The following is a 26,720-nucleotide window of genomic DNA, read 5'->3' on the forward strand; positions in this document are numbered from 1 at the left end:
GTGCATGGTGGGGCGCCGCTTGTCTGAGACGCCCGGGCGGCATGTCGGCAGAGGCTATCGGATGCCCGAAGGGCCACGTTCACCGCCCGTTCACGGACGGCTCCACGCCACCCGCTCCAGCCTGCGCCGCGATCATCATGGGCGATCGGAGGGCCGGGCCACAAACTCCGGGGGGCGGTGGGCGGGGTAGAAGGGGCATTCCGGCGCATAGGTCGCCGCGCGGCGGCACGGCGGCGCGGAGGCGCGCGGGAGCGGGCACGACGTGGGCGAGGCGTGACGGGTGACGGTGCGCGCCGCGGGAGCCGGCGTGCGGCGCGGGCGTCAGCGCGCACCGTGGCGGGGGCGTGCGGTGCGCGCTGAGGGCTCGGGCGTGCGGTGTGGGCCGCAAGGGTGGTGCAGGCGGGGCGCAGGACCTGACCTGCGGTTCGTTTGCGCAGGTCAGGGCACATGACAACGGTGTTCAGTGCCGCGTTGCCTGATACCCCGGGGCCGTAGTTCACTGTGGTCCCGGACGGAACAGCAGGAGGGCGGACAGCTCATGGGGGCCGGTCACGACCACGGGCACGGGCACACGCACGGCGGCTCCGGCACGGCCGCGGCGGCGCACGTCGGCACGCTGCGCATCGCGCTGTCCATCACGCTCGCCGTGACGGTGGTGGAGGTCGTCGGCGGGCTGCTCGCCGACTCCCTCGCCCTGGTGGCCGACGCCGCCCACATGGCCACGGACGCCCTGGGCCTCGGCATGGCGCTGTTCGCCATCCACATCGCCAACCGCCCGCCGAGCCGCAACCGCACCTTCGGCCTGGCCCGCGCCGAGATCCTCGCCGCGCTCGCCAACTGTCTGCTGCTGCTCGGCGTCGGCGGCTACGTCCTCTTCGAGGCGATCCAGCGGTTCGTCGCCCCGGCCGACACCCACGGCGGGCTGATGATCGTGTTCGGTCTGATCGGCCTGGTGGCGAACTCCGTCTCGCTGACCTTGCTGATGCGCGGCCAGAAGGAGAGCCTGAACGTGCGCGGCGCCTTCCTGGAGGTCGCCGCCGACGCGCTCGGCTCGCTCGCGGTGATGATCTCGGCCGCGGTGATCCTGCTCACCGGCTGGCGCACCGCCGACCCGATCGCCTCCCTGGCCATCGGCCTGCTGATCGTGCCGCGCACGGTCAAGCTGCTGCGCGAGACCCTGGACGTCCTGCTGGAGGCGGCGCCGAAGAACGTCGACATGGACGAGGTGCGCGCGCACATCCTGGCCCTGGACGGGGTCGAGGACGTGCACGACCTGCACGCCTGGACGATCACTTCCGGGCTGCCGGTGCTCTCCGCCCACGTGGTCGTCAGCTCCGAGCTGCTCGGCGCCATCGGCCATGAGAAGCTGCTGCACGAACTCCAGGGCTGCCTCGGGGACCACTTCGACGTGGAGCACTGCACCTTCCAGCTGGAGCCGGGCGGCCACGCCGAGCACGAGGCGGGCCTGTGCCACTGAGGCCGGCGCCACCGAGCCTGCGCGCCGAGGTCCGTGCCACTGACCGGCCCTGCGCACCGATGAACGGGCCGACGCGGCGCTGACCGGCCCGGCGCACCGCCGAGCGCACCGGGCGCCGCCGGACGAGCCGCGCGCCGCCGAGTGCGCCGGGGCTTCACCGGCCGGACCCCCGGGCGGTTCCGCCTGCGCCGCGCCGGGCACGATCATCTACCGGTAGCCCCTCTTCCGCCGGACCGGCGACGGCCCGCCGCCCGCCCCGCGCGGGACATGCGGGCGGCCGGGAAGTGCCGGGAGTGCCGTATTCGTGCGGCAGACTTGGGGATCGAGGACCGATGTGAAGGATGGGTATGCCGATCACACCTGCCACCGCTGCGCACAGCTCGTCGAACGGCACCGCGGACGCGATCTTGCTGGAACTCGTCGACGAGGACGGTGTGACGATCGGCACCGCGGAGAAGCTCGCCGCGCATCAGCCGCCGGGGCAGCTGCACCGCGCCTTCTCCGTGTTCCTGTTCGACGAGCAGGGCCGGCTGCTGCTCCAACAGCGGGCGCTCGGCAAGTACCACTCCCCCGGCGTGTGGTCCAACACCTGCTGCGGCCACCCGTACCCCGGTGAGTCGCCCTTCGCGGCGGCGGCCCGGCGGACGTACGAGGAGCTGGGGGTCTCCCCCTCGCTGCTCGCCGCGGCGGGCACCGTCCGCTACAACCACCCGGACCCGGCCTCCGGCCTGGTGGAGCAGGAGTTCAACCACCTCTTCGTCGGCCTGGTGCAGTCCCGGCTGCGGCCGGACCCGGACGAGGTGGGCGACACGGCGTTCGTGACGCCGGCCGAGCTGGCCGAGCGGCACGCCCGGGAGCCCTTCTCCGCCTGGTTCATGACCGTGCTGGACGCGGCGCGTCCGGCGGTCAGGGAGCTGACGGGCCCCGCGGGCTGGTGAGGCCGGCGGCCGGTGCGGTCCGTCTCCGTCGCAGCGGCGGGAACCCGACCGGGGCCGTCGGCACGGGCGGGTCCGCACCCTTCCTGGATGACGGGCGGACGGGACGGGACCAATGGATGTCGCGCGGACGGGACCGGTAGGAACCGGTGCGCCCGCCCCGGGTCCTGGAGCCGTTGCTCAGACGGAACCCAGCGGCAGGGCGGCCCAGATCACCTTGCCGCCGCTCGCCGTGTGCTGCACGTCGCAGACCCCGCCCGCCTCCCGGGCGATCTCGCGGACCAGCAGCAGCCCGCGCCCGCCGGTGCGGCCGTGGTCGGTCTCCAGTGCGGTCGGCCGGTAGGGGTGCTGGTCCTCCACGGCGACGCGCACCCACCCGGCGCCGACGGCGACCTCCACGGCGAGCGTCGGCGAGAGCACGGCAGCGTGCCGTACGGCGTTGGTGACCAGTTCGGACACGATCAGCAGCAGCCCGTGGACGAGGTCGGGCGACACCGGGACGCCCTGGCGGCGCAGCAGGTCCCGTACCGCGTGCCGGGCCTGCGGGACGGAGGCGTCGAGGGCCGGCGCGGTGAACCGCCACACCCCTTCGTACGGCAGCGGGTCCGGCGGCTCGGCGGTCCGGGGGGCGAACGCCGCCGTGCCGCCCGCCGGGCGCGGGCCCTCCCCGTGCCCGTGGTCGTCCATCGTCCGGTCGCCGCCCTCGATTGTCGCCACACGAAGAGTGTTCGCGCCCCGGCGTCCCACCCCAAGCACTGAACACAAGTCAGCGGCTTCACGTCGCCTTACGACCGTACGCGTCCACCCCTTCACCGGTTGCGACCGCCTGGGTCCGGTCCGTGCCGGGTTCGTGAACTCTTCGTGTTGTACGGGTTGCGCCGCCCGCTCCCGCTCGTCCGGGCGCCCGGACGAGCGGATAGCATCCGGCGCATGGAGCCGCAGCTGCTGCACGAGGTCACCGACGCGGTCGCCACCGTCGTCGTCCACCACCCGGCCAAGCGCAACGCCATGACGGCCGGGATGTGGCGGTCGCTGCCGCCGCTCCTGGACTCCCTGGCCACCGATCCGCGGGTGCGGGCGCTGGTGCTGACGGGTGCGGGCGGCACGTTCTGCGCGGGCGCCGACATCTCCACGCTGCGCGGCTCGCCGGACGAGGCGCAGCGCCTGGCGGTGCGGGCCGAGGAGGCCCTGGCGGCGTTCCCCAAGCCGACGCTGGCCGCGGTGCGCGGGCACTGCGTGGGCGGCGGCGCACAGCTCGCGGCGGCCTGCGATCTTCGGTTCGCGGAGGCCGGGGCGCTGTTCGGGGTGACGCCGGCGAAACTGGGCATCGTCTACCCCGCCTCCGCCACCCGGCGGCTGGTCTCCCTGGTGGGCCCGGCCACCGCCAAGTACCTGCTCTTCTCCGGTGAGTTGATCGACACGGAGCGCGCGCTGCGCACCGGCCTGGTGGACGAGGTGCTGCCGGAGGGCGAACTCGACAAGCGGGTCGCCGAGTTCACCCGGACCCTGGCCGCCCGCTCGCAGCTGACCCAGGCCGCCGCCAAGGAGTTCGCGGACGGCCGTACGGACCGGGACGCCCACTGGGCCGAGCAGGCGCGGGGCAGCGGCGACACCGCCGAGGGGGTCGCCGCGTTCCTGGAGCGCAGGGCGCCGCGCTTCACCTGGAGCGTGTCCGCCTCCGGGTGATCCGCCGCGTCCGTGGCGTCCGTCATGTCAGGAGGAAGCGGCTGCGGGCCCGCAGGGCGTCGACCACGTGTGCGGGCGCCTTGTCCGGGGAACCGGCGTCGTAGGGCGGGCGCGGGTCGTACTCGGTGCCCAGCTGGACGGACCGGGCGACGTCGTCGCCGGCGATGCGTCCGGCCAGGGTGAGGGCCATGTCGATCCCGGCGGAGACCCCGGCCCCGGTGACGTACTTGCCGTCCACCACGACCCGCTCGCCGGTGGGCTCGGCGCCGAGGGCGGGCAGCTGGTCCAGCGCCAGCCAGTGGGAGGTCGCGCGGCGGCCCGCGAGCAGTCCGGCCGCGCCCAGCAGCAGGGAGCCGGTGCACACCGAAGTGGTCCAGGTGCTGGTGGCGTCGGCCGCGCGCAGCCAGTCCAGCAGCGGCGCGTGATCCATCAGGGCGCTCTGGCCCGGCCCGCCCGGGACGACCACCACGTCGGGGGCGGTCACCTCGGCGAGGGCCTGGTCGGCGACGAGGGCGAGGGCGCCGGTGTCGGTGCGCACGGGACCGGCCTGTTCGGCGACGAAGACGACACGGGCGTCCGGGAGGCGCTGGAGGATCTCGTAGGGGCCGACGGCGTCGAGGGCGGTGAAGCGGTCGTAGAGGACGACGGCGATCTGCACGGGTTCTCCTCGGGTGGACTCGGACGGGTTCAGGCGGGTTCGGGGCCTTGGTGGGCCTCGGCGGATTCAGGGGGCCGGTACGGGGCGGAAGCGGCGGCGGTACTCGGCCGGGGAGGCGCCGAGCGCCTTGACGAACGCGCGGCGCATGGCCTCGGGGGTGCCGTAGCCGCTGGCGCGGGAGATCTCCTCGACGCCGTCGGAAGTGTCCTCCAGCAGCCTCCGGGCGTGTTCGAGGCGGACCCGGTCGACGTAACGGCCGGGGGTGGCGCCGGTCTCGGCACGGAAGGCGCGGGCGAAGTGGCGTGGTGAGAGGCGGGCGCGGGCGGCAAGCGCCTCGACGGACAGATCGGCGGCGGGATGCTCGGTGATCCACTGCTGTACGTCCCGCAGCGGTGCGCGGCGGGCCGTCTGGACGGCGAGCTGCGCGCTGAACTGGGCCTGGTTGCCGGGCCGGCGCAGGAAGACGACGAGATGGCGGGCGACGGCGAGCGCGGTGTCGCGGCCGAGGTCCTCCTCGACCAGGGCGAGGGCGAGGTCGATGCCGCAGGTGACCCCGGCGGAGGTGGCGACGTGGCCGTCGCGGACGTAGATCGGGTCGGCCTCGACCCGCACCGCGGGGTGCCGGCGGGCGAAGGTGTCGCAGTACGCCCAGTGGGTGGTGGCCCGGCGGCCGTCCAGCAGGCCCGCCTCGGCCAGCAGGATCGCGCCCGTGCACACCGAGACCAGCCGGTCGGCCCGCGGCCCGTGCGCGCGCACCCAGTCGATCAGGCGTCCGTCGGGCCGGCGGGTGCCCTGGCCGCCGGGGACGAGGAGGGTGTGCGCCTCGGGCGCGTCGGCGAGCGCGAGGTCCGGGACGAGCGTCAGGCCGCTGGTGGTGCGCACGGGACGGCCGTCCAGCGAGGCGGTGCGGAGCCGGTAGGAGCCCGGGGTGTGCTGGTCGGCGCCGGCGAAGACCTCCAGGGGGCCGGTGACGTCGAGGCTCTGGACGCCGTCGAAGAGGACCACGAGAACCGTTCGCTGCGCCATGCGAACGATTCTTCGCGGGCGGCGCGACGGCCGCAACGACGGGTTCCCCACCTTTCCTGCCACGGGTCGCGGCGGTACGGCGGAGGCGGCGGTCGCGGCCCGTCCCGCGCGATCCGACGGGCGGGGCGGCCGGGGCCGCCCCGCCCGGGACCGCCCTGATCCCCGGTTGACGGCGCCACCTGCCACAATTGCCGCGCAACCCGAAGCGGAGAAGGCGGTACGGGAACGTGACGACACCCCTCACAGGGTCCATCGAAGGCAGGATCGCCGAGGAGCTCGGCGTACGGGAGCGGCAGGTCAAGGCCGCCGTGGAGCTGCTCGACGGCGGTTCGACGGTGCCCTTCATCGCCCGCTACCGCAAGGAAGCGACCGAGATGCTCGACGACGCGCAGCTGCGCACGATCGAGGAGCGGCTGCGCTATCTGCGGGAGCTGGAGGACCGGCGCGCCGCCGTCCTCGAGTCGGTGCGCGAGCAGGGCAAGCTCACCGACGAGCTGGAGGCGCGGATCCGGGCCGCGGAGACCAAGGCGCGCCTGGAGGACATCTACCTGCCGTACAAGCCGAAGCGGCGCACCAAGGCGCAGATCGCGCGCGAGGCGGGGCTGGAGCCGCTGGCCGACGGCCTGCTCGGCGATCCGTCCGTGGACCCGCTCGCCGCGGCGGCGGCCTTCGTGGACGCGGACAAGGGCGTGGCCGATCCGCAGGCCGCGCTCGACGGCGCCCGGGCGATTCTCACCGAGCGGTTCTCGGAGGACGCCGACCTGATCGGCGAGCTGCGCGAACGCATGTGGACGCGTGGCCGGCTGGCGGCGAAGGTGCGCGAGGGCAAGGAGGAGGCGGGCGCGAAGTTCGCCGACTACTTCGACTTCACCGAGCCGTTCACCGAGCTGCCCTCGCACCGGATCCTGGCGATGCTGCGCGGCGAGAAGGAGGAGGTCCTCGACCTCGTCCTGGAGCCGGAGGAGCCCACCGACGGCCCGTCCTCCTACGAGGGCGCCGTGGCGCACCGGTTCGGCATCGCCGACCGCGGCCGGCCCGCCGACAAGTGGCTGAAGGACACGGTCCGCTGGGCCTGGCGCACCCGCATCCTGGTCCACCTCGGCATCGACCTGCGGCTGCGGCTGCGCACGGCGGCCGAGGACGAGGCGGTGAACGTGTTCGCGGCCAACCTGCGTGATCTGCTGCTGGCCGCCCCGGCCGGCACCCGGGCGACGCTGGGTCTGGACCCCGGCTTCCGTACGGGGGTGAAGGTGGCCGTGGTGGACGCGACCGGCAAGGTCGTCGCCACGGACGTGATCCATCCGCACGTCCCGGCCAACAAGTGGGACGAGGCGATCGCGAAGCTGGCCCGGCTCGCGAAGGAGCACGCGGTCGAGCTGATCGCCATCGGCAACGGCACCGCGTCCCGCGAGACCGACAAGCTCGCCGGTGAACTCATCGCCAAGCACCCGGAGTTGAAGCTCACCAAGGTGATGGTGTCGGAGGCGGGCGCGTCGGTGTACTCCGCCTCCGCCTACGCCTCGCAGGAACTGCCGGGCATGGACGTGTCGTTGCGCGGCGCGGTGTCCATCGCGCGCCGGCTCCAGGATCCGCTGGCCGAGCTGGTGAAGATCGACCCGAAGTCCATCGGCGTCGGCCAGTACCAGCACGACCTGTCCGAGGTGAAGCTGTCCCGCTCGCTGGACGCGGTGGTCGAGGACTGTGTGAACGGCGTGGGCGTGGACGTCAACACGGCGTCCGTACCGCTGCTTTCCCGGGTCTCGGGCATCACCGGGTCGCTCGCGGAGAACATCGTCGCGCACCGGGACGCCAACGGGCCGTTCACCTCGCGCGCCCAGCTGAAGAAGGTCTCCCGGCTCGGCCCCAAGGCGTACGAGCAGTGCGCGGGCTTCCTGCGGATCCGCGGCGGCGACGACCCGCTGGACGCCTCCAGCGTGCACCCGGAGGCGTATCCGGTGGTGCGGCGGATGGTGAAGACCACGGGGCAGGAGGTGGCCTCCCTGGTCGGCAACACCGGGGTGCTGCGCTCGCTGCGGCCGGCGGACTTCGTGGACGACACGTTCGGTCTGCCGACGGTCACCGACATCCTCAAGGAGCTGGAGAAGCCGGGGCGCGACCCGCGGCCCGCCTTCAAGACGGCCACCTTCAAGGACGGCGTGGAGAAGATCTCCGACCTGTCCTCGGGGATGGTCCTGGAGGGTGTGGTGACGAACGTGGCGGCCTTCGGCGCGTTCGTGGACGTCGGCGTCCACCAGGACGGTCTGGTGCATGTGTCGGCGATGTCGCGGACGTTCGTGAAGGATCCGCGGGACGTGGTGAAGCCGGGTGACATCGTCAAGGTGAAGGTGCTGGACGTCGACATCCCGCGCAAGCGGATCTCGCTGACGCTGCGGCTGGACGACGAGGCGGTGCCGCAGGAGAAGCAGAACGGCGGCGGCGAGCGCCGCCAGCGCGGGGGCCGCCCGCCGCAGCAGCGCCAGGGCCGGTCCGGCGGCGGTGGCGGTGGCGCCGCCGCACGCCAGGCATCCCCGCCCGCCAACAGCGCGATGGCGGACGCCCTGCGCCGCGCAGGCCTCCTGAACACGAAGAACAGCCGCCCCTGACCCCGCCCCCGGCCCCCGCCGCACGCCACGGCGGGGGCCGGGGATTCCGCCGGGGACCGGGCCCCTGGCAGGAACCTCAGCGCGGATGCTGCCCCGGCGGTAGGGCCGAGTGGGGGCGTGGCGCCGCAGCGCCCCGGGGGGCCGGGCCGGGCAGGAACCCGCCCGACGGCTGCCCCACACGCATCACTTCGTCCAGCTCCCGAAGTATGCTCGTGGCCGCATCCCGCACCCGCGCGGGCACATCTCCCCGCTCGGCGACGAGTTGGTGGTAGATGGGGGCGTCTTGGAACATGGGCAACCAGGCCTTTCGGTCTGCGGTCTCTCTCCGCTGGGCAACGGTTGCCGAGTGTAGGCCCCCACCCCGACGCCCCTCATGGCCGGTACACCCGGCACATCGGGACCGCCCGCCCCACGGCGCACCCCTCAGCTATACCTGATGCTCCGTCACCTTGCCGTCGGAGACCTCCAGGTGACGGTTCGTCCGGACCGCGGACAGCATCCGCCGGTCATGCGTGACCAGCAGCAACGTCCCCTCGTAGGACTCCAGCGCCGACTCCAGCTGCTCGATCGCCGGCAGATCGAGGTGGTTCGTCGGCTCGTCCAGGACCAGCAGGTTGACCCCCCGCCCCTGGAGCAGCGCGAGCGCCGCCCGGGTCCGCTCCCCCGGCGACAACGTCGCGGCCGGCCGCAGCACATGCTCGCTCTTCAGCCCGAACTTGGCCAGCAGTGTCCGCACTTCGACCGGTTCGGTGTCCGGGACCGCCGCCCGGAAGGCGTCCAGCAGCGTCTCCTCGCCGTGGAAGAGCCGACGCGCCTGGTCCACCTCGCCGACCAGCACACCGGACCCCAGCGCCGCGTGTCCGGCGTCCAGCGGGAGCCGCCCCAGCAGCGCGGCCAGCAGCGTCGACTTGCCGGCCCCGTTCGCACCGGTGACCGCCACCCGGTCCGCCCAGTCGATCTGCACCGACACCGGCCCCAGCGTGAAGCCCCCGCGCCGCACCTCCGCGTCGCGCAGTGTGGCGACGACCGCGCCCGACCGCGGCGCCGCCGCGATCTCCATGCGCAGCTCCCACTCCTTGCGGGGTTCCTCGACGACGTCCAGGCGCTCGATCATCCGCTGGGTCTGCCGCGCCTTCGCGGCCTGCTTCTCGCTGGCCTCGCTGCGGAACTTGCGGCCGATCTTGTCGTTGTCGTTGCCCGCCTTGCGCCGGGCGTTCTTCACGCCCTTGTCCATCCAGGAACGCTGCATCTGCGCCCGGTCCTGGAGGGAGGCCCGCTTGTCGGCGTACTCCTCGTACTCGTCGCGGGCGTGCCGGCGGGCCACCTCGCGCTCCTCCAGATAGGCCGCGTAACCGCCGCCGTAGAGGTTGATCTGCTTCTGGGCGAGGTCGAGTTCGAGGACCTTGGTGACCGTGCGGGTGAGGAACTCGCGGTCGTGGCTGACGACGACCGTCCCGGCGCGCAGCCCCGTGACAAAGCGTTCGAGGCGTTCGAGACCGTCGAGGTCGAGGTCGTTGGTGGGCTCGTCCAGCAGGAAGACGTCGTAGCGGGACAGCAGCAGCGAGGCGAGGCCGGCGCGGGCCGCCTGCCCGCCGGACAGCGACGTCATGGGCTGGTCGAGGTCGACGGCGAGGCCGAGGGAGTCGGCGGTCTCCTCCGCCCGCTCGTCCAGGTCGGCGCCGCCGAGGCCGAGCCAGCGCTCCAGGGCGACGGCGTAGGCGTCGTCCGCGCCGGGCGCGGAGTCGACCAGGGCCTGGGTCGCCTCGTCCATCGCCCGCTGGGCGGCTGCGACGCCGGTCCGGCGGGCCAGGAACCCGCGTACGGTCTCGCCGGGCCGGCGGTCGGGCTCCTGCGGCAGGTGGCCGACGGCGGCGGAGGGCGGGGAGAGGGTGAGCTCGCCCTGTTCGGGCGTGCCGAGTCCGGCGAGCATCCGCAGCAGCGTGGACTTGCCCGCGCCGTTGGCGCCGACCAGCCCGATGACGTCGCCGGGCGCGACGACGAGGTCGAGCCCGGAGAACAGGGCGCGGTCGCCGTGTCCGGCGGCGAGGTTCTTGGCGACGAGGGTGGCAGTCATCAGGGGGCCGATCCTAGTCGTCCGGCGCGGGACCGAGGTGCGCGCGGCAGGGCGCCGTCCGCTACGGTCCTGGCGTGGACGGTGGACTGAGCAGCGGCAGCGGTGGACCGGGCGGCGACGTCGTGGTGGTCGGCGGCGGGGTCATCGGACTGACGACCGCGCTGGTGCTGGCGGAGCGCGGCGTACGGGTACGGGTGTGGACGCGCGAGCCCGCCGAGCGGACGACGTCGGCGGTCGCGGGCGCCCTGTGGTGGCCGTACCGCATCGAGCCGGAGTCGCTGGTCGGCGACTGGTCGCTGGAGTCGCTGGCCGTGTACGAGGAGCTGGCGGCGCGGCCCGCCGAGACGGGCGTGCGGATGGTCGAGGGCCTGCACGCCGACACCCGCCTCGACTCGCTCGGACCGTGGGCGGCGCGGGTGCCCCAGCTGCGTGTGGCGACCGCCGACGAGTACCCGGGCCCGGCGCTGTGGGCGCGGCTGCCGCTGATCGACATGCGGGCGCATCTGGCCTGGCTGCGAAAGCGGCTGCTGGCGGCGGGCGGCGGCGTCCAGGAGCGGACGGTGACGGAGCTGGTCTCGGTGGACGCCCCGGTGGTGGTGAACTGCACGGGGCTCGGCGCCCGGGAGCTGGTGCCGGACCCGGCGGTGCGGCCGGTGCGCGGCCAGCTCGTCGTCGTGGAGAACCCGGGGATCACGACCTGGCTGACCTGCGTGGACCACGCCGCGGCGGCCTCCGTGTACTTCTTCCCGCAGCCGGGCGGTCTCGTCCTCGGTGGGACGGCCGAGGAGGACGACTGGTCGCTGTCGCCCGATCCGGCGGTGGCCGAGGCGATCGTCGCGCGCTGCGCCGCCGTACGGCCGGAGATCGCCGGGGCGCGGGTGCTGGCGCACCGGGTCGGCCTGCGCCCGGCCCGGCACGCGGTACGGCTGGAGCGCGAGGCGCTGCCGGACGGGCGGATGCTGGTGCACAACTACGGGCACGGCGGCGCCGGGGTCACCGTGGCGTGGGGCTGCGCGCGTCAGGCGGCCGGGCTGGTGCGCCCGGCCGCCTGAGAACCCGCCGTCAGACCCTCAGCCGGTCACCGCGCGGGAAGCCGGTGGACGGTGCGCTGGTGCCGGACGCCCTCCGGGGCCGCCTCCACGGCGGCAGCGGGCGCGGAGACCGTATCGGAGGCGGTCGTCGCCGCCGTGGCGCCCACGGCGTTCCCCCCGGCCCCCGCGGTCGCCCGCGTGAACGCCGCCGCCCCGCCGACCAGCGGGACCTCGGCCGACGTACGGGACAGGTCCACCGTCAGGGCGGGCGTGCTCGACGGCGGGTCGATGAGGTCCTTGTCGGTGCCCGCCACGATCAGCGCCAGGCGGTGCCCCTTGGGCACGACATGGTCGGTCGCCGCCAGGTCGAGGGTGATCGTGTACGCCTTGCCCGGGGTGAGCGGGCGCCCCCTGCCGTCACCGGCCCAGTCGCCGAGGTCGGCCCAGCCGCGGCTGACGACGGTGTGGCCGACGGCCTCCGTCTTCGCGGCGGTCTCCTTGTAGCAGGAGCTGTCGCCCGCCGTGCTCGCGCCCCAGCAGGTGCGGTCGGCGAGGGTGGTGATGCCCTCGTCCACGTCGCCGTAGTCGCGGATGGTGTCGGGGCCGAGGTCGACCAGGACGGCCGAGAGGTGGGCCGTGGTGGTGGTCGGGGTGGCGGTGACGGTGACCTCGGAGGAGCCTGCGATCCGCAGGTCGCGGTCGAGCGGCCGGGTGAGGAAGCCGGCCTTCTCCGGAGTCGGACGGTCGACGCCCGCCGCCCAGTCGGTCTCGCTCAGCGACGGGTCGTCGGTGAACGTCTCGGTGCCGCGGGCCGGGCGCAGGCCGAGGGCGCCGACACCGGCCGCTTCGCCGGGGGCGGGGCGCAGGGTCGTGGTGGCGGTGCCGCGGGGCGGCCAGGTGGCGGAGGTGGTCCACTGGTCGGGGTGGCGTTCGACGTCGGCCACGGGTTCGCGGTCGATGCCGTTGTCGTAGCCGAGGAGTTCGTGGTCGAACCAGCGGTGCAGGGTGTCCACCCAGGCGCCGCGCCGGTAGTCGAACGGGTCGACGTGGCCGGTCTGGGAGAGCCAGATCTTGCGCTGCACGCCGTTCCTGGCGAGGGCGTCCCACCACTGGCCGAAGTTCTTGGTGCGGACGTTGAGGTCCTGCATGCCGTGGACGACGAAGACGCTGGCCCGGACCTTGCTCGCGTCCTTGACGTAGTCGCGCTCGGTCCAGAAGGGGGTCCAGTCGCCGGTGCGCGGGGCGCCCGCGACGATCTTCTGCTGCACGGCGGCGCAGTGGGCGCGGGCGGTGTCGCTCTCGACGTAGTCGGACAGCCAGTCGGGGCCGGAGTCGTAGAGGGGGGCGCCCTGGGCGAAGTAGTAGTCGTACCAGGAGGAGATGGAGCTGATCGGGACGATGGTCTTCAGCCCCTTGACGCCGGTGGCGGCGACGCCGTTGGCGATGGTGCCGTCCCAGCTCTTGCCGATCATTCCGGTCTTCCCGTTGGTCCAGGTGGCCTGGGCCGGGGTGGAGCCGGTGCGGGTGGTGTAGGCGCGGGCGCGGCCGTTCAGCCAGTCGATCACCGCCTTGGCGGACTGGACGTCGGAACGGCCGCCGACGTCGACGCACCCGTCGGACCGGTCGGTGCCGGCGAGGTCGACGCCGACGAAGGCGTAGCCGCGGGGCACGAAGTAGTTGTCGTAGAACAGCGGCATCTGGACGACGTGGCCGGCCGCGTCGTACGTCTTGGTCTGGCTCTCGTTGCCGCGCCCGCAGCAGGAGTAGTACGGGCTGGCGTCCATGATGACGGGCACTTTCCGGCCCTGTAGGGCGGGTTCGCTGGGGCGGACGATGTCGGCGGCGACGCGGTCGGTGCGGCCGTCGCCGTCGCCGTCGAGCCCGGTGTCGACCCACACGGACTCGCGGACGGCGTCCGCGTAGGAGTAGACGGGCCGGCTCTCGCGCGGGGCCCGGCCGGAGTGCATGGTGCGGCTGTCGTGCGGGGCGCCGTGCGCCGCCGCCGGGGTGAGGAGGGCGGCGGCCAGGACGGCGGTGGCCGTCACGATCAGCCGTCTCCAGATCGTCATGCTCATGCTGTTCGGCATGAGCGGGACGGTACAGCGGACGACTCCCCTGCAGAAGACAGCACCTGACGTGTCGCCGGATTCGCCGGGAACAGGGCGAAGCGCGTGCCCGGCGCATGTCGGCCGAATGGCGATCGTGTGACAGGGGTGGCCATGGACATGCCTGCGCCGACAGGGACTCAATAGGCTCCGAACAGACTTCACGCCCCTACGACTTGGAGCTGACGTGCACCGCAGAATCCTCGTGCCGGGTGTCTTGGCGGCGGCCTCCCTCCTGCTGGCGATCCCGGCATCGGCCGCGAGCCCGTCCCCCGGCGCGCCGGGCATCGGCGACCCCTACTACCCCGACTACGGCAACGGCGGCTACGACGTCTCCCACTACGACCTGCGGCTGAGGTACCAGCCGGCGACGGACGAGCTGGAGGGCACCGCGACGATCTCCGCGCGGACCACGCGGGACCTGTCCAGCTTCGACCTGGACTTCCTGCTGGACGTGAGCGAGGTGCGGGTCAACGGCACGAAGGCCGCTTTCACCACGTCCGGGCAGCACGAGCTGGTGGTCACGCCGAGGACGCCGCTGGCCAAGGGCACGGCGGTCACCGTGGTCGTCCGCTACAGCGGGGTGCCGTCCACGAAGAGCGCCTACGGCTTCACCACCTGGCACCGCACTCCGGACGGCGCGGTCGCGGCGGACGAGCCCGAGGCGGCGTGGTGGTGGTTCCCCAGCAACGACCACCCGAGCGACAAGGCCACCTACGACGTGTCGGTGGCGGTGCCGGACGGCACCCAGGCGATCTCCAACGGCACCCGCCAGGCGACCAGCTCGCAGCTCGGCTGGACCCGCTACAGCTGGCGGCAGAACAAGCCGCAGGCGACCTACCTCGCCACCCTGGCGCTCGGGAAGTTCGACATCACCCAGGGCGTCTCCGAGGGCGGCGTCCCGGTGATCAACGCCTACAGCAAGGACCTCGGCGACAACGACGGGGCGGCGCGGGCGAGCGTGGAGCGCACGGGTGAGATCGTCGACTGGCTGAGCGGCTACTTCGGGCCGTACCCCTTCAGCTCGGCCGGCGGCTACGTCCCGAACACGACCACCGGCTACGCGCTGGAGACGCAGAGCCGCGTGTTCTACAGCCCCAAGCAGTTCGCGAAGGGCGCCAACGTCTCGCTGATCGTGCACGAGCTGGGCCACCAGTGGTACGGCGACGACGTGTCGGTGAAGGGCTGGAAGGAAATCTGGCTCAACGAGGGCTTCGCGACGTACGCGCAGTGGCTGTGGTCGGAGCACGAGGGCGAGGGCACGGCGCAGCAGCTCGCCGACTACGTGTACGCCTCGCACCCGGCCGACGACCCGTTCTGGACTGTCGAACCCGGTGACCCGGGCGCGGACAACCAGTTCGACGCCGCCGTCTACGACCGGGGCGCGGCCGCCATCCAGGCGCTGCGCGACGAGGTCGGCGACACCGCGTTCTTCCGCATCCTCAAGGGCTGGCCGACGGCGCACGCGTACGGCAACGCGTCGGTGGCCGACTTCCAGAAGTACGCGGAACAGATCTCCGGCAAGCCGCTGGCGGCCCTGTTCGACGCCTGGCTCTTCCAGCCGACGAAGCCGGCCGCGACGGCGTCCCGGTCGCTCGCGGCGACGAAGCCGGGTGCGGCTGTGACGCAGCCGAAGTCCTGGAAGAAGATCGAGTCCGCCCACGAGGCGCACTAGGTGTTCTCTCCCGGGAGGTTGTGGACGGGTGAGCCAGGTCTCGGCTGAGGGATCTTGAACAGGTGAGGGCCTTCCGAGTGCGTCGGATAGCCAAGTCGGTCCTCGCCTTGTGCGGGCACCACGACGTCCTGGCCAGTCTGCGGACGCACGAAGCGAGCATCGAAGAAGCGGACGCACCATGACCGTGCCCCAGCGGGAAGGCTTCCCGCTCGGGCACGGACGGTGGGTGCGTCCCGGAGACGGTGACCGGCGCCGTTCCGACGGCGCCCGTCGGCCTCTGGCCGGTGCCGCCGCTACTTCGTCAGCGAAGCCGCGGACTCCTCCGTGACCCTGCGGCGGACGCCGTACCAGCCCGCGACCAGGAGGAGGGCGATGGCCGGGATGAGGTAGAGGGTCTTGCGGCCCACCTCCGGGTCGTTCCACATCAGGCCGAGGCAGGCCAGGAGGAAGGCGACCGTGGCGATCTCGGTGACCGGGCTGAAGGGGAGGCGGAAGTGCGGGCGGGTGACCAGGCCCGCCTTGGCGCGGCGGACGAAGATCAGGTGGCAGACCATGATGATCACCCAGGTGCTGACGATGCCGAGGGAGGCGACGTTCAGCACGATCTCGAAGGCCTGGTCGGGCACCTTGTAGTTCAGGACCACGCCGAGCACGCACACCGCGCAGGTCAGCAGGATGCCGCCGTAGGGCACCTGGCTGCGGCTCATCACGCGGGTGAACTTCGGGGCGGAGCCCGCCATCGCCATGGAGCGCAGGATGCGGCCGGTGGAGTACAGGCCGGAGTTCAGCGAGGACATGGCGGCGGTGAGGACCACCAGGTTCATCACGTCGCCGGCCGCCGGCACGCCCACCTTCGACAGGACCGTGACGAAGGGGCTCTCGTCGGCGGAGTACACCGAGCCCGGCAGCAGCAGTGCCAGCAGCACGACCGAGCCGACGTAGAAGAGGGCGACGCGCCACATGATGGAGTTCACCGCGCGCGGGACGACCTTCTCCGGCTCGGCGGTCTCGCCGGCGGCGACGCCGACCAGCTCCAGGGCGGCGTAGGCGAAGATCACGCCCTGCATGACGAGGACGACCGGCATCGCGCCGTGCGGCAGGAGCCCGCCGTGGTCGCTGATCACGCTCAGGCCCGGTGTGGTGCCGTCCACCTGGTGCTGGGTGGCCAGCAGGAAGATGCCGATCAGCATGAAGGCGACCAGGGTGGCCACCTTGACGATCGCGAACCAGAACTCCATCTCGCCGAAGATCTTCACCGAGATCAGGTTCACGGTGAGGACGACGGCCAGCGCGATCAGCGCGAGCGCCCACTGCGGGATCGGCGTGAAGAAACTCCAGTAGTGCGTGTACAGCGCGATCGCGGTGATGTCGGCGATACCGGTGGTCGACCAGTTCAGGAAGTACATCCAGCCCGCGACGTAGGCGCCCTTCTCGCCGAGGAACTCGCGCGCGTACGACACGAAGGAGCCGGAGGAGGGCCGGTACAGGACCAGCTCGCCGAGGGCGCGGACGACGAAGAACGCGAAGACGCCGCAGACCAGGTAGGCCAGGGCGAGTGCCGGTCCCGCGTTGTGCAGGCGGCCGCCGGCGCCCAGGAAGAGCCCGGTGCCGATCGCACCGCCGATGGCGATCATGTTGACGTGGCGGTGCTTGAGGTCCTTGCTGTACCCGGCGTCGCCCGCGTCGGCGGGGGCACCGGCCGTCGGGGGATGCCCGACGACGGGTGCCGTGTGCACGTCCTTGCTCAAGGGGAAGATCCACTCTCTGGTGCCCCGGGCGGGGTGGGCCCGGTTGTCCGTACGGTTCCGGCCCGCCCTGCCCGTGGGCGCGGTACAGACCAGGAAAGCAGCTTCCCAGGGTGCTCACGTCTCATGCGATGGCACACGTCACACAGCGGGACTTCTCACATGACCTGCGCAGATCGGCCACCGGCTTTCACACCATTGGTGTAACAGCGATACTGCTCCACATGACGACGACCGACACCGGGGAGCCGGCCCTCACGATCGACGAGCTGGCCGCGCGGGCCGGCGTCACGGTGCGCACGGTCCGCTTCTACAGCAGTCGCGGTCTGCTGCCGCCGCCCGAGATCGGCCCGCGCCGGGTGGGCCGCTACGGCCGGGATCACCTGGCCCGCCTCGCCCTGATCGAGGAGATGCAGCACCAGGGCATGACGCTGGCCGCGATCGAACGGCATCTGCGTCAGCTCCCGCCGGACCTGAGCCCGCACGATCTGGCCGTGCACCGGGCGGTCGTCGCCTCCTGGGCCCCGGAGAGCGTGGAGACGCTGTCCCGGACCGAGCTGGGGCGGCGGGCCGGGCGGCCGCTCAGCGACGAGGACGTGGACCGGCTGGAGGCGATGAACGTGCTGGTGCCCGAGGACGGCGCGTTCCGCGTCGACGCCGGACTGTTCCGGCTGGGCGTGCGGCTGCTGGACGTGCCGCTGTCCCAGGAGACGATCCTCGCGGCCCGCACCGCGCTGGTCGAGCACGCCCGCGCGGCGGCCCGTGAGCTGTCGGGGCTGCTGCGCGACGCGGTCGCCGAGCGGGAGACCGAGGACGTGAAGTCGCTGTCGGCTCATATGCACCCGCTGGTGGTGCAGGCGCTGCTGACCACCTTCCAGCGGTCGCTGAAGGAGGAGCTGCGCGAGTGGGTCGACAGCGGCGCCGCGCGCGCGGAGGCCGCGCCCCCTGGGAACGGGGACGCGTCCTCCGCCTGAGCGCGGCGGCCGTCCGGACGCCGCGCTCAGCCGGCGTCCGTGAAGGTCTCCCCCCGCTCCGCCTTGGCGACCAGCAGCGCCGGCGGCTCGAACCGCTCGCCGTAGCGCTCGGCGAGTTCCCGGGCGCGGGCCACGAAGCCGGGCAGCCCGGCACCTGCCCCGGCGCCCCCGTCGTAGCCGTTGATGTACTGGAGCACGCCGCCGGTCCAGCCGGGGAAACCGATGCCGAAGACCGAGCCGATGTTGGCGTCGGCGACCGAGGTCAGGACGCCCTCCTCCAGCAGCCTGACCGTGTCCAGGGCCTCCGAGAAGAGCATCCGCTCCTGCATGTCCCGGAACGGGATCTCGTGGCCCGGCTTGGTGAAGTGCTCGCGCAGGCCCGGCCACAGGCCCGCCCGCTTGCCGTTCTCGTCGTACTCGTAGAAGCCGGCGCCGCCGCTGCGGCCGGTGCGGCCGAACTCGTCCACCATGCGGTCGATGACCGCCTCGGCGGGATGGGCGGGCCAGGTGCCGCCGGCCTCCTCGACGGCCCGCTTCGACTCGTTGCGGATCTTGCGGGGCAGCGTGAGGGTCAGCTCGTCCATCAGGGAGAGCACCTTGGCCGGGTAGCCGGCCTGGGCCGCGGCCTGCTCGACGGAGGCGGGCTCGATGCCCTCGCCGACCATCGCCACGCCCTCGTTGATGAAGTGGCCGATCACCCGGGAGGTGAAGAAGCCGCGCGAGTCGTTGACGACGATGGGCGTCTTGTTGATCTGGCGGACCAGGTCGAAGGCGCGGGCCAGGGCCTCCTCGCCGGTGCGCTCGCCCTTGATGATCTCCACCAGCGGCATCTTGTCGACCGGCGAGAAGAAGTGCAGGCCGATGAAGTCGCCCTGCCGCTCGACGCCCTCGGCGAGGACCGTGATGGGCAGCGTGGAGGTGTTGGAGCACAGCAGCGCGTCCGGCGCGACGACGTGCTCGATCTCCTGGAACACCTTGTGCTTGAGCGCCGGGTCCTCGAAGACGGCCTCGATCACCGCGTCGCAGCCGGCGAGATCGGCCGCGTCGGCGGTCGGCGTGATGCGGGCGAGCAGCGCGTCCGCCTTCTCCTGGCTCGTACGGCCCCGGGAGACGGCCTTGGCGCACAGTTTCTCGGAGTAGCCCTTGCCCTTGACGGCCGCCTCCAGTGAGACGTCCTTGAGGACGACCTCGATGCCGGCGCGGGCGCAGCTGTAGGCGATGCCGGCGCCCATCATCCCGGCGCCGAGGACGGCGACCTTGCGGACCTTGCGGGGCTCGACGCCCTGGGGGCGGTTGGCGCCGGAGTTGACGGCCTGGAGGTCGAAGAAGAACGCCTGGATCATGTTCTTCGAGGTCTGCCCGGCGGCCAGCTCCACGAAGTAGCGGGCCTCGACGACCTGCGCGGTCTCGAAGTCGACCTGGGCCCCCTCGACGGCGGCGGCCAGGATGTTGCGGGGCGCCGGGTAGGGCGCGCCGGCCGTCTGCTTGCGCAGGTTGGCCGGGAAGGCGGGCAGGTTCGCGGCGAACTTCGGGTTCGACGGGGTGCCGCCCGGGATGCGGTAGCCCGGCGTGTCCCAGGGCTGCTGCGACTGGGGGTTGGCGTCGATGAAGGCGCGGGCCTTGGCGATCAGCTCCTCGGGAGTGGCGGCCACCTCGTGGACGAGGCCGTTCTCCTGGGCCCGGCGCGCGTTGTACTGGGTGCCCTGGAGGAGCACCTTCAGCAGGGCGTCGGTGATGCCCAGCAGCCGTACGGTGCGCACCACGCCGCCGCCGCCGGGCAGCAGGCCGAGGGTGACCTCGGGGCAGCCGATCTTGGTGCCGGGGGTGTCGAGGGCGACGCGGTGGTGGCAGGCGAGGGCGAGTTCGAAGCCGCCGCCGAGGGCCGCGCCGTTGATCGCGGCGACGACGGGCTTGCCGAGGGTCTCGATGCGGCGCATGTTCCGCTTGATGGCGAGGCCGCCGTCGAGCAGGTCCTGCGCGGTCTCGGGGGTGACGCGGATCAGGTCGCGCAGGTCGCCGCCGGCGAAGAAGGTCTTCTTCGCCGAGGTGAGGATGATGCCGCGAACGGCGTCGGGGTCGGCCTGGAGCTCGGCTTCGAGGCGGTCGACGACGGCGGCGAAGGAGTCGCGGAAGGCCTGGTTCATGGTGTTCGCGGACTGGTTCGGGTCGTCCAGGACGAGGGTGACGACGCCGGTGTCGTCCTGTTCCCAGCGGATGGTGGTGCTCTCGGTCATGTCAGGGGTCTCCGTTGAGGTCCGGTGCTGAGGGCTGCGCTGGGAGTCAGAGGCGCTCGACGACGGTGGCGACGCCCATGCCGCCGCCGACGCAGAGGGTGGCGAGGCCGTAGCGCTTGTCCTGGCGCTCCAGCTCGTCCACCAGGGTGCCGAGGATCATCGCGCCGGTGGCGCCGAGGGGGTGGCCGAGCGCGATGGCGCCGCCGTTGACGTTGACCTTGTCCAGGGAAAGGCCCATGTCCCTGACGAAGCGGAGGACGACGGCCGCGAAGGCCTCGTTGATCTCGACCAGGTCGATGTCGTCGATGGTGAGGCCGGCCTTGGCGAGCGCCTTGCGGGTGGCCGGGGCGGGGCCGGTGAGCATGATGGTGGGCTCGGAGCCGGAGACGGCGGCGGAGACGATCCGGGCGCGCGGGGTGAGGCCGTAGCGCTCGCCGACCTCCCTGGAGCCGACGGCGACGAGCGAGGCGCCGTCCACGATGCCGGAGGAGTTGCCCGCGTGGTGGACGTGGTCGATCTTCTCCACCCAGTGGTACTGCTGGAGGGCGACGGCGTCGAAGCCGCCCAGCTCGCCGATGTCCGCGAAGGACGGCTTGAGCTTGGCCAGGGAGTCGGCGGTGGTGCCGGGGCGCGGGTGCTCGTCGTGGTCGAGGACGACGAGACCGTTGCGGTCCTTGACGGGGACGACGGAGCGGTCGAAGCGGCCGTCCTTCCAGGCCGCCGCCGCGCGCTCCTGGGACAGCGCCGCGTACTCGTCCACGTCGCGCCGTGAGAAGCCCTCGATGGTGGCGATCAGGTCGGCGCCGATGCCCTGGGGCACGAAGTTGACGGTGAGGTTGGTCATCGGGTCGTTGAACCAGGCGCCGCCGTCGGAGGCCATCGGCACCCGGGACATCGACTCGACGCCGCCCGCGAGGATCAGGTCCTCCCAGCCCGAACGGACCTTGGCGGCGGCCAGGTTGACGGCCTCCAGACCCGAGGCGCAGAAGCGGTTCTCCTGGACGCCTGCGACCGTGTCGGGGAGCCCCGCCGCGAGGGCGGCGATCCGGGCGATGTCGGAGCCCTGGTCGCCGACCGGGCCGACGACGCCGAGCACCACGTCGTCGACGGCCGCCGGGTCCAGGTCCGGAAAGCGGCGGCGGATCTCGTGGATGAGGCCGACGACCAGGTCGATGGGCTTGGTGCCGTGCAGGGCGCCGCCTGCCTTGCCGCGCCCGCGCGGGGTGCGGATCGCGTCGTACACGTACGCTTCGGTGCTCACTGACAGGCCTTTCGATGAGGGTTTCGGTGGCTGTGCGGTGCGGAGGGGCACGGCCGGGCGCCCGGGTCAGGCGCCCGCCGGCAGGTCCCAGTCGCGGGCCACCTCGGCCGCGTGGGCGCCCGGCAGGGCCGGGCCGGTGCGGACGGCGGTGGGGGTGGCCGAGAAACGGGGCGCGGGGGCGGGCTGGGTGATCCCGCCGTGGTCGGTGAAGGTGCCGCGGGCGGCCAGGTGCGGGTGGTGCGGCGCCTCGCGCAGCGACAGTACGGGGGCCACGCACGCGTCGGAGTCCTCGAAGACGCCGGTCCACTCCTCGCGGGTGCGGGACTTGAAACGGGCGGCGACGGCCTCGCCCAACTCGCTCCAGCGGGCGAGGTCGGCGTGGGCGCCGACGAGGTCGGACGGGAGACCCAGGAGGGCGGCGAACTCGTCGTAGAAACGCCGCTCCAGGGCGCCGACCGCCATGTACCCGCCGTCGGCGGTCTCGTACGTGCCGTAGTACGGGCAGCCGCCGTCCAGGAGGTTGGTGCCGCGCCGGTCCTGCCAGACGCCGGCGGCGAGCATGCCGTGGATCATCGCGCCCAGATGGGCGGCGCCGTCCACGATGGCGGCGTCCACCACCTGGCCGGCGCCGGTTTCGCGGGCGTGGTGAAGGGCGGCGAGAACGCCGACGACGAGGTAGAGGGAGCCGCCCGCGTAGTCGCCGAGCAGGTTGGCGGGGACGGCCGGGGGGCCGTCGGGGGCGCCGGTCATGCCGAGGGCGCCGGTGACGGCGATGTAGGCGATGTCGTGTCCCGCGCGCGGGGCGAGCGGTCCCTCCTGGCCCCAGCCGGTCATCCGGCCGTAGACGAGCCGGGGGTTGCGGGCGTGGCAGTCCTCGGGGCCCACGCCGAGGCGTTCGGCGACGCCGGGGCGGTAGCCCTCGACGAGGACGTCGGCGCGGGCGGCGAGGTCGAGGACGCCGGATCGGCCCTCGGGCGACTTCAGGTCGAGGACGACCGAGCGCTTGTTGCGGTTGGTGACGTCGCGGGCCGGGTCGATGCCGAGGCCCGCGCCGCCGGGGCGGTCCACCCGGACCACGTCGGCGCCGAGGTCGGCCAGCAGCATCGCGGCGAACGGCCCGGGGCCGATGCCGGCCAGTTCCACGACGCGCACGCCGGTCAGCGGGCCGTGCCGCCCCGGCGTCTGTGCCGTTGCCATCCTGTGGGCCCCCTCGTCGCGACCACTGTGACACAACCGATGTAACACCGCTGATGTTAAGAACACGTTCCACCCGGCACAAGCCCAGCACGAGCAAGCGCTTAGCCAAGGTCGTGTCCGAGAGGTACCCGGCGCGCCGCCGGCCGTACCGCACGCCACTCCCTCGCCGCCCGCACGCCACTCCCCCGCCGGGCACGAACCGCATGCCGCCTTGCCCACCCGGCACGATCCGCGCGCCACCGCTTCCCTCCCCGCACGACACGGACACCGCTTCCCGGCCGGTGTGGCGGCCACCCCCTCGCGGCGGTCGCCGCGCGCACGCTAGCCTCGGCCACCGACGGCGGCGAGGCGGCGACGCCGCGAGGAGGGGTGTCATGAGCAGGCTGAACGAGGCAGAACGTCCGTACGACATCGTGCTCTTCGGGGCCACGGGTTTCGTGGGACGGCTGACCGCCGAGTACCTGGCCGCGCACGCGCCGGACGACCTGCGCTGGGCCGTCGCGGGCCGCAGCGAACGCAGGCTGGAGGAGTTGCGCGCCGACCTGCCCGGCGGAGCGTCCGTCGGGGTGGTGCGGGCCGACGCGGCCGACCCGGTCTCCCTGCGCGCGCTGGCCCGGCAGGCGCGCGTGGTGGCCACCACCGTGGGGCCGTACGTGACCTACGGCGAGGAGCTGGTCGCCGCCTGCGCGGACAGTGGCACGGACTATGTGGACCTGACCGGCGAACCCGAGTTCGTCGATCTGATGTACGTCCGGCACGACGCCCGTGCGCGGGAGACCGGGGCGCGTCTGGTGCACGCCTGCGGGTTCGACTCCGTGCCGCACGACCTGGGCGTGTACTACACGGTCCGGCAGCTGCCGGAGGGCGTGCCGCTGTCCGTGGACGGGTTCGTCCGCGCGGACGCCGCGTTCTCGGGCGGCACGTTCGCCTCGGTGCTCGGGCAGGTGTCCCGGCCGCTGCGGATGCGGGCCGCCGCGCGCGAGCGCGCCCGGCACGAGCCGCGGCTGGTGGGGCGGCGGGCCTCCGCGCCGGCGGGCGGGCCGCGGTTCGCCGGGGAGGTCGGCGCGTGGGCGCTGCCGCTGCCGACCATCGACCCGCAGATCGTGGTGCGCTCGGCACGGGCCCTGGAGCGCTACGGCCCCGACTTCCGCTACCGCCACTACGCCGCCGTGAAGCATCTGCCGGTGGCCGCCGGCGGGGTGGCCGCCGTCGGCGCCCTCGCCGCGGCCGCCCAAGTACCGCCGGTGCGCGGCTGGTTGTCCGGCCGGCTCAAGCCGGGGGACGGGCCGAGCGCCGAGAAGCGGGCCAGGAGCTGGTTCTCGGTGCGGTTCGTGGGCGAGGGCGGCGGACGACGGGTGTTCACCGAGATCGCGGGCGGCGACCCCGGCTACGACGAGACGGCGCGGATGTTCGCCGAGTCGGCCCTGTGCCTGGCGCTGGACGAACTGCCCGCGACGGCCGGTCAGGTGACCACGGCGGTCGCGATGGGCGACGCGCTCCTCGACCGGCTGCGCGCGTCCGGGCTGACCGTCCGCACGGCGGCGGTGGTCGGCTAGGGCGGAGTGTCCGGCGCTTCCCGGCCGCCCGGCGGCCCTAGGTCGTGTCCGCAAAGTGTCGGCGTCGTTGGTCTGTTCATGGTGCGTCGTCATGAGCTGACCGATGAGTCGTGGGCGGTGATCGAGCCGTTGCTGGCTCCGTCGCGGATGGGCCGGCCGGTACGGGACCGCCGTCAGGTGGTCAACGGGATTCTGTGGAAGCTGTCCACGGGTGCGGCCTGGCGGGACCTGCCCGAGCGGTACGGGCCGTGGAAGACGGTCTACGAACGTTTCCGCCGCTGGTCGGCCGACGGCACCTGGGACCGGCTCCTGGCCCATGTCCAGCAGCACTCGGATGCCGTCGGGTCGCTCGACTGGACGATCGCGTGCGTGGACTCCACGACTGTGCGGGCCCACCAGCATGCGGCCGGGGCCCGAAAAGGGGGCCCTGGCCGGGTGAGGCGATCGGCCGGTCCCGCGGCGGGCTGACCACGAAGATCCACCTCGCCTGCGACGGCCAGGGCCGGCCGCTGGCCTTCACCATCACCGCCGGCAACGTCAACGACTGCACCCAGTTCGAGCAGGTCATGGCCCGCATCCGCGTCCGGCGGTGCGGTCCCGGCCGGCCCAGGACCCGGCCCGAGCGGGTCGCCGCCGACAAGGGCTACTCGTCCGCGAAGATCCGCTCCTACCTGCGCAGACGCGGTATCAAGGCGGCGATCCCCGAACGGCTCGACCAGATCAACGGCCGCCTCCACCGAGGCGAGAGCCTCTGCCGGCTCGACCGGGCAGCCTACCGACGCCGCAATGTCGTCGAGCGCTGCTTCAACAGGCTCAAGCACAACAAGGCCCTGGCCACCCGCTACGACAAACGCGCACGCCACTACCAAGCCCTGGTCACCATCGCCTGCCTACGACTCTGGCTGCCCTGACTTTGCGGACACGACCTAGGGACTGTCTGACAATTCCCGTCTGCCTCGCGACGCCATGCACGCACTCTCGCGGCACCGGGCGCAGACCCGAGTACGTCCAGTACGAGGGCCTGCGCCCGGCACCCCGAGAGCACGCACCTGACGCCGCGCGGCCGCCCTTCGGGCGACGACGGGAATTATCAGACAGGCCCTAGCGGGCGCCGGGCTCCTGCTGCCCCGTCGCCTCCCGCAGGGCCCGTCGGCACAGCGCGTCGGCCCGGCGGGTGGTCTCCGGCAGGCGGTAGGCCGGGGCCAGGGCGAGGGTGTGGGCGCAGGCGTTGTCGAGCGTGGTGCGGTGGCCCACGGAGACGAAGACCGGTTTCACGCCGTCCCGGGTGCGCAGCGCGCGGCCGACCTCCTCACCGCCGTCGAGCAGCGGCGAGGCGCTGCCGCGCGGGGTGCCCGGGTCGGCGTGGGCGAAGGTGAAGGGGTTCTTGGCGACGCCGATCACCGGAAGTCCGGTCAGGACGCCGAGGTGGCTGGCGAGCCCGAACCGGCGCGGATGGGCCAGCCCGTACCCGTCGCACACGACCAGGCCCGGCGGGCGGTCCAGGGCGTCCAGGGCGGCGAGCACGGTGGGGATCTCGCGGAAGGCGAGCAGCCCGGGGACGTAGGGGAAGGAGATCCGGCCGACGGCGGTGGCCTCGGCGACCACCCGCAGCGTGGCCGCGTCGAGGACGACGGCGGCGGCCGCGACGACGTCCCGCTCGTCGTCGTAGGCGACGTCGACGCCGGTGACGTGTCCCGTCCCGGGCGGCGGCCCCACCTCGTCCAGCACGACCTTCGCCCGCAACTCGTCCTGCACGGCCCGGGCCTGCTCCGCCGTCGCGGGCCAGCCCGCGGGTACGCCTACGGTCGTCGTCATGGTGAGGACGAGGGTACGGGGCCGTCGCGCGGGCCGGGACCGCGGGGCCCGCGACCGGCGCGGCCACATCGCCGCGCCGGTTCACGGGAGGCGCGCGCCGACCGGCCCCGCGCCGTCCGCGGACCCCGGGGTCACTTGTCCAGGGCCTGCCGCAGCTGCTGCTTGTTCATGTCCGAACGGCCGTGGATGTTGCGGCGCTTGGCCTCTTCGTAGAGCTGGTCGTAGGTGGGGCCCTGGGAGCCCTGGCCCGACCGCTGTCCGCCCCGTTTGCCGGAGGACATGTCCTGCGTCGAGGTACGGCTGGCGGTCTTCGACTCGCCGGAGCGGGCGCGCTCCTTGTTCACCGTGCGGGCGGCGATCTCCTTGGCGCGCCCGGCGCTCTCGCCCCGGTCCTGCGCGCTCTCCTTGATGTGCTCGTACTGACGCTCCCGCTTGGAACTGCTTCCGCGTGGCATGCCGTTCACTTCCTCTCTGTCAAGGAACGGATACCCGCATCCTGGAATAGTTCGCTATATCAGGCGATATTCGATCCCCCAGTCGAGCGAAGCGTCCCGTGTCGCCGGATGCCCGGTGACCTGGGGTCACACGCGTGGCCGGCCACGGAAGACGGGCCACGTCCGCGCATGAAGGCGGTGACAGAGGTCACTCGCTCCCCATGTGCACGGACC

The 26,720-nt window shown here is 73.1% G+C and carries 20 protein-coding genes; 9 read left to right on the plus strand and 11 right to left on the minus strand.

Features of this window, described 5'->3' with window-relative positions; translation table 11 throughout:
• Positions 1-538 precede the first annotated feature (538 nt).
• Both AB0N63_RS28545 and idi read left to right on the plus strand, forming a co-directional pair.
• The gene (locus AB0N63_RS28545) at positions 539-1,477 is read left to right on the plus strand and encodes a cation diffusion facilitator family transporter (RefSeq protein ID WP_365533151.1); all 939 of its coding nucleotides are present in this window, start codon (positions 539-541) and stop codon (positions 1,475-1,477) included.
• A 347-nt stretch (positions 1,478-1,824) separates the two neighbouring features.
• A complete protein-coding gene (gene idi, locus AB0N63_RS28550; protein ID WP_365533154.1) occupies positions 1,825-2,415 on the plus strand; it encodes an isopentenyl-diphosphate Delta-isomerase in 591 nt (196 codons plus the stop codon).
• Between the two features lie 177 nt (positions 2,416-2,592).
• Here idi and AB0N63_RS28555 read toward each other — a convergent pair whose 3' ends face one another.
• On the minus strand, positions 2,593-3,099 hold the full coding sequence (locus AB0N63_RS28555) for an ATP-binding protein (protein ID WP_365533298.1): 507 nt from the start codon (positions 3,097-3,099) through the stop codon (positions 2,593-2,595).
• Between the two features lie 243 nt (positions 3,100-3,342).
• Here AB0N63_RS28555 and AB0N63_RS28560 point away from each other — a divergent pair, with 243 nt between their 5' ends.
• Positions 3,343-4,098 (plus strand): enoyl-CoA hydratase-related protein, encoded by a 756-nt coding sequence (locus tag AB0N63_RS28560; protein WP_365533157.1) that lies wholly within the window; start codon positions 3,343-3,345, stop codon positions 4,096-4,098.
• 22 nt (positions 4,099-4,120) lie between these two features.
• Here AB0N63_RS28560 and AB0N63_RS28565 read toward each other — a convergent pair whose 3' ends face one another.
• Both AB0N63_RS28565 and AB0N63_RS28570 read right to left on the minus strand, forming a co-directional pair.
• Positions 4,121-4,756 carry a DJ-1/PfpI family protein gene (locus tag AB0N63_RS28565; RefSeq protein WP_365533159.1) on the minus strand — a complete coding sequence of 212 codons (636 nt, stop codon included), beginning with the start codon at positions 4,754-4,756 and terminating at the stop codon, positions 4,121-4,123.
• Between the two features lie 66 nt (positions 4,757-4,822).
• Positions 4,823-5,782 carry a GlxA family transcriptional regulator gene (locus AB0N63_RS28570; protein ID WP_365533162.1) on the minus strand — a complete coding sequence of 320 codons (960 nt, stop codon included), beginning with the start codon at positions 5,780-5,782 and terminating at the stop codon, positions 4,823-4,825.
• 227 nt (positions 5,783-6,009) lie between these two features.
• On the opposite strand from AB0N63_RS28570, the gene AB0N63_RS28575 reads away from it, so the two are divergent.
• A complete protein-coding gene (locus AB0N63_RS28575; RefSeq protein ID WP_365533164.1) occupies positions 6,010-8,385 on the plus strand; it encodes a Tex family protein in 2,376 nt (791 codons plus the stop codon).
• Between the two features lie 427 nt (positions 8,386-8,812).
• Here AB0N63_RS28575 and AB0N63_RS28580 read toward each other — a convergent pair whose 3' ends face one another.
• Positions 8,813-10,459 (minus strand): ABC-F family ATP-binding cassette domain-containing protein, encoded by a 1,647-nt coding sequence (locus tag AB0N63_RS28580; protein WP_365533167.1) that lies wholly within the window; start codon positions 10,457-10,459, stop codon positions 8,813-8,815.
• Positions 10,460-10,533: 74 nt separating this feature from the next.
• Between AB0N63_RS28580 and AB0N63_RS28585 the strand changes: the two genes are divergently transcribed.
• The gene (locus AB0N63_RS28585) at positions 10,534-11,511 is read left to right on the plus strand and encodes an FAD-dependent oxidoreductase (protein ID WP_365533169.1); all 978 of its coding nucleotides are present in this window, start codon (positions 10,534-10,536) and stop codon (positions 11,509-11,511) included.
• A gap of 26 nt (positions 11,512-11,537) precedes the next feature.
• Here AB0N63_RS28585 and AB0N63_RS28590 read toward each other — a convergent pair whose 3' ends face one another.
• Complete coding sequence (locus AB0N63_RS28590) at positions 11,538-13,577, minus strand: Xaa-Pro dipeptidyl-peptidase (protein ID WP_365533172.1); 2,040 nt, start codon at positions 13,575-13,577, stop codon at positions 11,538-11,540.
• 205 nt (positions 13,578-13,782) lie between these two features.
• Between AB0N63_RS28590 and AB0N63_RS28595 the strand changes: the two genes are divergently transcribed.
• The gene (locus AB0N63_RS28595; RefSeq protein ID WP_365533175.1) at positions 13,783-15,270 is read left to right on the plus strand and encodes a M1 family metallopeptidase; all 1,488 of its coding nucleotides are present in this window, start codon (positions 13,783-13,785) and stop codon (positions 15,268-15,270) included.
• Positions 15,271-15,563: 293 nt separating this feature from the next.
• On the opposite strand, the gene AB0N63_RS28600 is transcribed toward AB0N63_RS28595, so the two are convergent.
• Complete coding sequence (locus AB0N63_RS28600; protein WP_365533178.1) at positions 15,564-17,018, minus strand: amino acid permease; 1,455 nt, start codon at positions 17,016-17,018, stop codon at positions 15,564-15,566.
• 221 nt (positions 17,019-17,239) lie between these two features.
• Between AB0N63_RS28600 and AB0N63_RS28605 the strand changes: the two genes are divergently transcribed.
• Entirely contained in the window at positions 17,240-17,989 is a 750-nt protein-coding gene (locus tag AB0N63_RS28605) for a MerR family transcriptional regulator (protein WP_365533181.1), read from the plus strand.
• Positions 17,990-18,015: 26 nt separating this feature from the next.
• Here AB0N63_RS28605 and AB0N63_RS28610 read toward each other — a convergent pair whose 3' ends face one another.
• The 3 genes from AB0N63_RS28610 to AB0N63_RS28620 all read right to left on the minus strand — a co-directional run bounded on the left by AB0N63_RS28610 (position 18,016) and on the right by AB0N63_RS28620 (position 22,681).
• Positions 18,016-20,223 (minus strand): 3-hydroxyacyl-CoA dehydrogenase NAD-binding domain-containing protein, encoded by a 2,208-nt coding sequence (locus AB0N63_RS28610; RefSeq protein ID WP_365533184.1) that lies wholly within the window; start codon positions 20,221-20,223, stop codon positions 18,016-18,018.
• A 46-nt stretch (positions 20,224-20,269) separates the two neighbouring features.
• Entirely contained in the window at positions 20,270-21,484 is a 1,215-nt protein-coding gene (locus AB0N63_RS28615) for an acetyl-CoA C-acetyltransferase (protein ID WP_365533186.1), read from the minus strand.
• Between the two features lie 66 nt (positions 21,485-21,550).
• Entirely contained in the window at positions 21,551-22,681 is a 1,131-nt protein-coding gene (locus tag AB0N63_RS28620) for a CaiB/BaiF CoA-transferase family protein (RefSeq protein WP_365533188.1), read from the minus strand.
• 374 nt (positions 22,682-23,055) lie between these two features.
• On the opposite strand from AB0N63_RS28620, the gene AB0N63_RS28625 reads away from it, so the two are divergent.
• Both AB0N63_RS28625 and AB0N63_RS28630 read left to right on the plus strand, forming a co-directional pair.
• On the plus strand, positions 23,056-24,237 hold the full coding sequence (locus AB0N63_RS28625; protein ID WP_365533190.1) for a saccharopine dehydrogenase NADP-binding domain-containing protein: 1,182 nt from the start codon (positions 23,056-23,058) through the stop codon (positions 24,235-24,237).
• Positions 24,238-24,315: 78 nt separating this feature from the next.
• Positions 24,316-25,148, plus strand: a protein-coding gene (locus AB0N63_RS28630) for an IS5 family transposase (protein WP_365533192.1) whose coding sequence is annotated in 2 segments (ribosomal slippage) — positions 24,316-24,658 and positions 24,658-25,148 — 834 coding nt in all. Because the reading frame shifts where the segments join, the coding sequence is not laid out codon by codon here.
• A gap of 190 nt (positions 25,149-25,338) precedes the next feature.
• On the opposite strand, the gene AB0N63_RS28635 is transcribed toward AB0N63_RS28630, so the two are convergent.
• Positions 25,339-26,052, minus strand: a complete 714-nt coding sequence (locus AB0N63_RS28635) for an endonuclease V (protein ID WP_365533195.1) — start codon at positions 26,050-26,052, stop codon at positions 25,339-25,341.
• Between the two features lie 131 nt (positions 26,053-26,183).
• Positions 26,184-26,507: a hypothetical protein gene (locus AB0N63_RS28640; RefSeq protein ID WP_019984265.1), complete on the minus strand. Its 324-nt coding sequence runs from the start codon at positions 26,505-26,507 to the stop codon at positions 26,184-26,186.
• Between the last annotated feature and the right edge of the window lie 213 nt (positions 26,508-26,720).

Origin of the sequence: Streptomyces sp. NPDC093260 (genome assembly GCF_040683715.1) — a bacterium.
Classification (GTDB): Bacteria; Actinomycetota; Actinomycetes; order Streptomycetales; family Streptomycetaceae; genus Streptomyces; species Streptomyces sennicomposti.

Excerpts from the sequence above, each read along its gene's own strand:
- AB0N63_RS28545 (WP_365533151.1), top strand. The coding sequence starts at position 539 with ATGGGGGCCGGTCACGACCACGGGCACGGGCACACGCACGGCGGCTCC.
- idi (WP_365533154.1), top strand. The coding sequence starts at position 1,825 with ATGCCGATCACACCTGCCACCGCTGCGCACAGCTCGTCGAACGGCACC.
- AB0N63_RS28555 (WP_365533298.1), bottom strand. The coding sequence starts at position 3,099 with ATGGACGACCACGGGCACGGGGAGGGCCCGCGCCCGGCGGGCGGCACG.
- AB0N63_RS28560 (WP_365533157.1), top strand. The coding sequence starts at position 3,343 with ATGGAGCCGCAGCTGCTGCACGAGGTCACCGACGCGGTCGCCACCGTC.
- AB0N63_RS28570 (WP_365533162.1), bottom strand. The coding sequence starts at position 5,782 with ATGGCGCAGCGAACGGTTCTCGTGGTCCTCTTCGACGGCGTCCAGAGC.
- AB0N63_RS28580 (WP_365533167.1), bottom strand. The coding sequence starts at position 10,459 with ATGACTGCCACCCTCGTCGCCAAGAACCTCGCCGCCGGACACGGCGAC.
- AB0N63_RS28590 (WP_365533172.1), bottom strand. The coding sequence starts at position 13,577 with ATGCCGAACAGCATGAGCATGACGATCTGGAGACGGCTGATCGTGACG.
- AB0N63_RS28605 (WP_365533181.1), top strand. The coding sequence starts at position 17,240 with ATGACGACGACCGACACCGGGGAGCCGGCCCTCACGATCGACGAGCTG.
- AB0N63_RS28610 (WP_365533184.1), bottom strand. The coding sequence starts at position 20,223 with ATGACCGAGAGCACCACCATCCGCTGGGAACAGGACGACACCGGCGTC.
- AB0N63_RS28620 (WP_365533188.1), bottom strand. The coding sequence starts at position 22,681 with ATGGCAACGGCACAGACGCCGGGGCGGCACGGCCCGCTGACCGGCGTG.
- AB0N63_RS28625 (WP_365533190.1), top strand. The coding sequence starts at position 23,056 with ATGAGCAGGCTGAACGAGGCAGAACGTCCGTACGACATCGTGCTCTTC.
- AB0N63_RS28635 (WP_365533195.1), bottom strand. The coding sequence starts at position 26,052 with ATGACGACGACCGTAGGCGTACCCGCGGGCTGGCCCGCGACGGCGGAG.
- AB0N63_RS28640 (WP_019984265.1), bottom strand. The coding sequence starts at position 26,507 with ATGCCACGCGGAAGCAGTTCCAAGCGGGAGCGTCAGTACGAGCACATC.